Here is a 6,959-nt window from a genome sequence, read left to right as displayed (position 1 = left end):
TTTAAACTGCGTGATGAATTTGGTCAAACATTTGTAATCGTAACCCATAACGAATAATTAGCAGATATGGCTGACCGAAAATTAGTTATGAAGGACGGAAATATAATGGTTTAATGAATAAATCCGAATTAAAAGATTTCTTGGACGAAAAGGTTATTCAATACAATAATTTTGATTTTATTGAAAGTGATCCTATTCAAATTCCACATTTATTTTCTTTAAAAGAAGACATCGAAATTGCAGGATTTTTGAGTGCTACAATTGCTTGGGGAAATCGCAAAATGATTATCAAAAATTCCAAAAAGTTAATGGACATAATGGGGAATTCTCCTTATGACTTTATTATGAATCATTCTGAAGATAGTTTAGAATCCTTTGATAATTTTGTACACAGAACGTTCAATGCCGAAGATGCCAAAACGTTTGTAAAAGCTTTACAAAACATCTACAACAATCACGATGGTTTAGAAGCTGTGTTTGCTAAAAATCAAGAGAAAAACAGCATGCAAAAAAGCATTCATGAGTTTAAGAAAGTTTTTTTTGAAATCGAACATTTACAACGCACACAAAAGCATGTTTCAGATCCTTTAAACAATAGTGCAGCCAAAAGAATCAATATGTATTTACGTTGGATGATACGCAACGATAACAAAGTAGATTTTGGCATTTGGAAATCAATTCCAACCTCAAAATTATCTTGTCCTTTAGATGTACATTCAGGAAATGTAGCTAGAAAACTAGGCTTGCTAAAAAGAAAACAAAACGATGGAAAAGCTTTAGCAGAATTAGATTTAGCCTTACGAAAATTAGACAAAAATGATCCTGTTAAATATGATTTTGCGCTGTTTGGCTTAGGTGTTTTTGAAAGTTTTTAAAATAAAAAAATCCTAAACAAGTTAGGATTTTTTAATAGTTTGGTTGGGTTTGGTTATTTAAATCTTATTTATAAATAGATTCTTTTTTGAAATGAACAGCAAGTAAGTAATAAACTACTGCTCTATATTTGTTTTTATTTGAACGACCATATTTTTCAATTACGGCATCAATTGCTTTATCTAATTCTGGACCATCTTTTAATCCTAATTTTTTAACTAAAAAATTATTTTTTACTGTTGCTAATTCTTTTTCGTCAGAACCCGCAACAGTTGCAGAATCTGCATTATAAATTGAAGGACCACAACCAACAGTTACTTTAGTTAACAAATCCATGTCTGGAGTTACACCACATTTATCTTTTAAATCTGCAGCATATTTTACGATTAATTCGTCTCTTTTACTCATTTTTATATAGTTTTTTATTAATAATAGAAATCAAATTTAGTTAAAAAATTTAACATTTAAAATACTTAGTCAATATTTTATTATTAATTTTTTCTGGTGTAAAAATTTCTAATATAGACGGGCTATCATTTTGATTCATAAATAATTGCCATTGATTTTGTAAACTAGTTTCATCCTTTGCTTGATAATAAGTAAAGTCAAACATTTTAGCCAAATTAGATGCATTTAAATGATGTGAAGTTTCAAAAAATGTATTAAAAACTTCCGTTTCTTGATGTCCTGGCAAAATTCTAAAAATTCCACCACCACTATTATTAATTAGTATAATTTTAAAGTTTTTAGGAATATAATTGTTCCACAAAGCATTACTATCATAAAAGAAACTAATATCACCCGTTATAAAAATAGTTGGCTTATTTGATTGTAATGCAGCTCCAATTGCAGTTGATGTTGATCCATCAATTCCACTTGTTCCTCGATTGCAAAAAACTTCAATAGATTTATCAATAGCCACTAATTGTAAGTAACGAATAGCCGAACTATTACTGACTTGCAGTTGAATATCTTTTGGTAAATTATGACTTACAAATTCAAATGCTTTAAAATCGGAAAAAGGAATTTCATTTATATATTCAATATGTTTGCCTTTTCTTACCTCATTTATTTTTGAATAAAAATCTTTATAAGTACTTTCAACTTTAATTGATTTAGTAAACAATTGTCTAAAAAAATCATTTGGTGTTGTTTTAAAATGTTGAGATAAACTTCCGTAAGTATTGTAAGCTCTTAAAGTATCAATATGCCAATGTTCTTTTGGTTTATATTTTCTTAAAAATGCTTTGATTCGTTTTGAAACAACCATTCCTCCTAAAGTAATTAAAATTTCTGGTTGAAAATCTTTAAAATCTGCATCCGAAAAAGGAGTAATCAAAGTATCAATTGTATCAATGAAAGTTTCATGATGTAAATTAGAAGTCTTTTCCGTCAAAACTACGACAGAATCATCTTTAGCAAAAATTTCAATAAGTGAACTTTCAATCGAATTTGGCTTTAACTCACCAACTAAAATTAGTTTCTTTTTTGCTAAATTCCATTGTTGAATAAACTTCTCATCTAAAGCGAATTCAATACTTTCATTTTCAAAAGGAAGCAATTTTGGAGTAACTGAAAGCGCTGAAACTAAATCATACAAAGGTTCTTCAAAAGGAACATTAATGTGAGTTGGTCCTTTTTTAGAAATAGCTTCATGAATAGCAACATTAATTTTTATGTCATTGTCATTAGAAGCATATTCGGTTAAATTAGCATTATACAAACTGTGATTGGCAAATACATTTTCTTGTCGAATTGTTTGACCGTCACCAATATCAATTTTATCTTGTGGTCTATCTGCACTAACTACAATTATTGGAATTTGACTGTAAAAAGCTTCAGCCACAGCTGGATAATAATTCAATAATGCTGAACCAGAAGTACAAACAACTGCTACTGGTTGGTTTAATTGTTGAGCCATTCCTAAAGCAAAAAAAGCAGCACAACGTTCATCTGCAATACTATAACATTTAAAATAATCTTGTTGATTGGAAAAACCAATAGTCAATGGTGCATTTCTTGAACCAGGAGAAATTACAATATGTTGTATTCCTTTTGCTTTAAAAATTTCGATTAAACTTTGTGCTAAAGGTATTTTTGGGTAAATCATTTTATACTGAATTTACTTCTTCTGAAATTATTTCAGAATTTAAGTATTTATTTATTTTTACAAAGATACAAAGTTGTTAAGGTTATTACTTTTATTGAATAAACTTTTTACCTTTGACAAATATTAAATTTTTATGAATTTTAAAGTTAGAAATGCAACTGAAAAAGATTTAGAGGAAATTTTAGAAATTGTAAATTATAATATTCTAAATACAACTGCTATTTATGATTATGAACCAAGAACTTTGGAACAGCAAAAAGCAATTTTTGACGAGAAAACAAAAGCAGATTTTCCGTTAATTGTCATTGAAATTGATAATGAAATTGCAGGTTTTGGAACTTATGGTACTTTTCGCTTTAAAGAAGGTTATAAATTTACAGTTGAACATTCCGTTTATGTTTCTGTAAACCATCAAGGAAAAGGGCTAGGAAAGCTTCTTCTTGCTGAATTAATTGAATTAGCCAAAAAACAAAAACACCACACCATGATAGCGGTTATTGATGCCGAAAATCAAAATAGTGTGGAATTTCATAAACAGTTTGGATTTGAAACTGTCGGAATCATTAAAGAATCTGCCTTTAAATTTGATAAATGGCTAGATACTGTTTTTATGCAGTTACTTCTTTAAATTTAAAATTTTACTTTTCCTGTTTTTAAATATTCTATTGCATTTTCAATTGATTTTTGGGAAGCTCTTTCTACGATTAGTTTATAATTTCTTTCTGAATAATCAGATTCACCAGTGGCATAAAATTCGGCAACAGATTTTTTAATTATCTTATCATAAATCTTTACTCTACATCTCACAGTGCTCTTTTTCTTGTCAGAATTACCAATGTTTGCAGAATAACTCGTGTTGTGAGAATCTTCGAAAAAAGCTGTAATTTTCACATCTTCTATTGAAATTATATAATCGAAATCAGTGGTGTCAAAAATTGTTTCAATATCTGAATTACCATCTAAAATGGATACACTTTTATATAATTGCTTTGATTTTAATTCTGCCTCGAAACTATTGATAAAGTAATCCGAATACACATTTTTAGTTTGAAAATTTTTCTCAAACTCTTTATCAAATTCATACAACAGGACATTATTTCTTGAAATTAATGCTACATTTTTTGATCCATCAGTAATAGATTCTGGCGTTTTCTTTAACTCTTCAATGTATATTTTTGCACAAGAAGAACTAATCAAAAGGACTAGAAACAAACAAAAAAACTTAAATAATCTAATCATATTAAAAATAATTTAATTTATCCTTCAATCCATTTTATAACAGAAGCATCAGTTGGCAATGTTCTTGGTGCGATCACTTTTTCTAATTCACCGTTTTCATTAATTAAATATTTTTGAAAATTCCATTGCACTTCACTGTCTTCTAATCCGTTTTTACTTTTCTGAGTTAAAAATTGAAAAAGTTTATGCATGTCATTCCCTTTTACTGAAATTTTTGACATCATAGGAAAAGAAACACCGTAATTTTGCTCACAAAAAGCTGCAATTTCTTTGTCAGATCCAGGCTCTTGAGAACCAAAATTATTGGCAGGAAAACCTACAATTACAAAATTTTTGTCTTTGTATTTTTCATAAATAGCTTCCAAATCTTTGTATTGAGGCGTTAAACCACATTCTGAAGCTGTGTTTACAACCATAATTTTTTTTCCTTTTAAGGTCGAAAAATCAAATTCCGCACCATATAAATCTGTAACTTTAAATTGATAAATATTCTCTTTTGTCATAAGTGTTGAGTTGTTTGCAGCTACTGTAGCTACTTTTTCTTGAGCTTTGTTTTGACAGCTAAATAAAAGTGTAGTTAATACAATTGCAATGAATGAATTTTTCATGAGTTTTCTATTTTATTTCAAATATACACAATCAAAAGTTTTCTCCTTGTTAACAAATGATAAATTATTCTAAAAAACGAAAGCTTTATGTACCTTTGCAAAAATTATTTTTATGTCAAGCAATTATATAGGATATCATTTTACGGTTAGCCCAAAAGAGTTAGGAAGCGAAATATTAGTAGCAGAGTTAGAAGATAAAGCTTTTGAAAGTTTTATGGAAACAGAAGAAGGAGTTTCGGCATATGTTCAAAAAGAATTATGGTCTGAAGATATATTAAATGGTGTTTCAATTTTAAGTAATGAGGAGTTCAAAATATCATATATAGTAGAAGAAATTGAACAAGTAAATTGGAATGAAGAATGGGAAAAAAACTTCGAAGCTATTGATGTAGACGGAAAATGTCATGTTAGAGCACCTTTTCATGCTAAGACTGATGCTGAATTTGATATTGTAATTGAACCCAAAATGAGTTTTGGAACTGGACATCATGAAACAACTCACATGATGATTCAACATTTGTTAGAAACTGATGTGACGCATATGAAAACCCTAGATATGGGCTGTGGCACAGCTATTTTAGCTATTTTAGCTGAAATGAAAGGAGCAAAACCTATTGATGCCATTGACATTGATAATTGGTGTTATTTGAATTCAATTGAAAATGCTGAACGTAATAATTGTTCTCAAATTACAGTTTATGAAGGTGATGCTGCTCTTTTAAAAGGAAAGAAATACGATTTAATTATTGCCAACATTAACAGAAACATTCTTTTAAATGATATGCAACAATATGTTGATTGCTTGAATCCAAAAGGAACAATTTTATTTAGTGGATTTTATACTGAAGACATTCCGTTTATTGATGAATCATGCACCAGCAAAGGATTAACATATGTTAAAAAGTTTGAAAGAAACAATTGGGTATCTTTAAAATATGTAAATTAGCATAATCAATGACAAGTTCAATGTCAATGTCAATGTCAATGTCAAATTTAAAACATAACACTTTTAACAGAAAACAGACAACATACAACTTAAAAATGAGTACAAAAGAAAAAATACAAGAAGAAGTTGATGTCCTAGAAGATTATGGACTAAACAACGAAATTGTTTTATACAATGATGATGTCAATACATTTGACCATGTTATAGACACTTTAATAAGAGTTTGTGAACATACAAGTAAACAAGCAGAACAATGTGCTATTTTAGTGCATTATAAAGGAAGATGTACCGTTAAAACAGGAAGTTATGACGAACTCAAACCACAATGTTCCTCTTTATTGGAAGCTGGCTTAAGTGCTGAAATAGAATAAAAAAATTTAATATTATTTTCTAGAATAAACATTAAAAATATAATAATTAGTGTTTATATCAATATATCTTAGTTTTAGTGTTGAATTATTTAATTCTAATATTGTTCCAATTCCGATATTTCCAGAATAATTTGTTGTAAAAGTCTTACCATCTCTTTCCCAAGTGCCTTGCGTAACTTCTGTATAACAACCTTGACCATCATGAAAAGAATTATAGCGATATAATTGCCTATTACTCTTAATTTCAAAAAAATATTTAGGGCAGCCAGGTGCGCCCCCTCCATTACCTGCTATAATTTCATTACCTTCAATAATATAGCCATAACCTGATAATTCCCAACTTCCCTCAATTGGAGCTTCATTCTCATCATCTTTGTTACATGAAACTAATGTAACTGTTGCTAATACAAATAGTAGTACTAATTTTTTCATCTTTTATTTTGTTTTTATTTTGTTTAAACAAAAATTTACTTTTTTTCATACATGTAAAATAGAATAAAAAAATCCCTTTCAAATTTGAAAGGGATTTTTGTTTAGAATAATTTACAAAAATTATTTTCTTGTAAAAACTGTAATATATACCGAATCATCAGCAGGATCAGTATATTTTGTTTTTAATGTAGTATTAGTTAATTCTACAATTTCACCTGTAGTAGAAAATCCACTCTCACTAACTGTTATAGTGTTACCATTTCTTGTCCAATTTAATGTATCGATAAACTCGTCACATCCACCTGCTCCATTACTTTCATAGTAAACATCTTTTAAAGTTCCACCAGCAATGATTTCAGAATAATCTTTGTTACAACCAC

Annotated in this window: 10 protein-coding genes; 4 read left to right on the top strand and 6 right to left on the bottom strand. The window is 28.6% G+C overall.

What is annotated here, in order from left to right; all coding sequences use genetic code 11:
- The first annotated feature begins 113 nt into the window (after positions 1 to 113).
- Positions 114 to 875: a TIGR02757 family protein gene (locus AACZ53_RS13000; RefSeq protein WP_339839254.1), complete on the top strand. Its 762-nt coding sequence runs from the start codon at positions 114 to 116 to the stop codon at positions 873 to 875.
- A 64-nt stretch (positions 876 to 939) separates the two neighbouring features.
- On the opposite strand, the gene AACZ53_RS12995 is transcribed toward AACZ53_RS13000, so the two are convergent.
- Complete coding sequence (locus AACZ53_RS12995) at positions 940 to 1,281, bottom strand: DUF2853 family protein (protein ID WP_339839251.1); 342 nt, start codon at positions 1,279 to 1,281, stop codon at positions 940 to 942.
- A 49-nt stretch (positions 1,282 to 1,330) separates the two neighbouring features.
- Positions 1,331 to 2,983, bottom strand: coding sequence for a 2-succinyl-5-enolpyruvyl-6-hydroxy-3-cyclohexene-1-carboxylic-acid synthase (gene menD / locus AACZ53_RS12990; RefSeq protein ID WP_339839248.1), 1,653 nt, complete (start codon positions 2,981 to 2,983; stop codon positions 1,331 to 1,333).
- A gap of 133 nt (positions 2,984 to 3,116) precedes the next feature.
- Here menD and AACZ53_RS12985 point away from each other — a divergent pair, with 133 nt between their 5' ends.
- Positions 3,117 to 3,611, top strand: coding sequence for an N-acetyltransferase family protein (locus AACZ53_RS12985; RefSeq protein ID WP_339839245.1), 495 nt, complete (start codon positions 3,117 to 3,119; stop codon positions 3,609 to 3,611).
- A 2-nt stretch (positions 3,612 to 3,613) separates the two neighbouring features.
- On the opposite strand, the gene AACZ53_RS12980 is transcribed toward AACZ53_RS12985, so the two are convergent.
- Together AACZ53_RS12980 and AACZ53_RS12975 are read right to left on the bottom strand one after the other, a co-directional pair.
- Entirely contained in the window at positions 3,614 to 4,222 is a 609-nt protein-coding gene (locus AACZ53_RS12980) for a hypothetical protein (protein WP_339839242.1), read from the bottom strand.
- A 17-nt stretch (positions 4,223 to 4,239) separates the two neighbouring features.
- Positions 4,240 to 4,830: a glutathione peroxidase gene (locus tag AACZ53_RS12975; RefSeq protein ID WP_339839239.1), complete on the bottom strand. Its 591-nt coding sequence runs from the start codon at positions 4,828 to 4,830 to the stop codon at positions 4,240 to 4,242.
- Between the two features lie 112 nt (positions 4,831 to 4,942).
- On the opposite strand from AACZ53_RS12975, the gene prmA reads away from it, so the two are divergent.
- Together prmA and AACZ53_RS12965 are read left to right on the top strand one after the other, a co-directional pair.
- Positions 4,943 to 5,776: a 50S ribosomal protein L11 methyltransferase gene (prmA, locus tag AACZ53_RS12970; protein WP_339839236.1), complete on the top strand. Its 834-nt coding sequence runs from the start codon at positions 4,943 to 4,945 to the stop codon at positions 5,774 to 5,776.
- Positions 5,777 to 5,871: 95 nt separating this feature from the next.
- Positions 5,872 to 6,147 carry an ATP-dependent Clp protease adaptor ClpS gene (locus AACZ53_RS12965; protein ID WP_339839233.1) on the top strand — a complete coding sequence of 92 codons (276 nt, stop codon included), beginning with the start codon at positions 5,872 to 5,874 and terminating at the stop codon, positions 6,145 to 6,147.
- 12 nt (positions 6,148 to 6,159) lie between these two features.
- Here the strand turns inward: AACZ53_RS12965 and AACZ53_RS12960 are convergent, their stop codons facing one another.
- Together AACZ53_RS12960 and AACZ53_RS12955 are read right to left on the bottom strand one after the other, a co-directional pair.
- Complete coding sequence (locus AACZ53_RS12960; protein WP_339839230.1) at positions 6,160 to 6,579, bottom strand: lipocalin family protein; 420 nt, start codon at positions 6,577 to 6,579, stop codon at positions 6,160 to 6,162.
- Between the two features lie 120 nt (positions 6,580 to 6,699).
- Positions 6,700 to 6,959: lipocalin family protein (locus AACZ53_RS12955; RefSeq protein WP_339839228.1), on the bottom strand; the 260-nt coding region annotated here is incomplete at its 5' end.

It is taken from the genome of uncultured Flavobacterium sp. (genome assembly GCF_963975005.1).
GTDB lineage: Bacteria > Bacteroidota > Bacteroidia > Flavobacteriales > Flavobacteriaceae > Flavobacterium.
The sequence above is the reverse complement of the archived record's forward strand: the minus strand, read 5'-3'. Positions and strand labels throughout refer to the sequence as shown.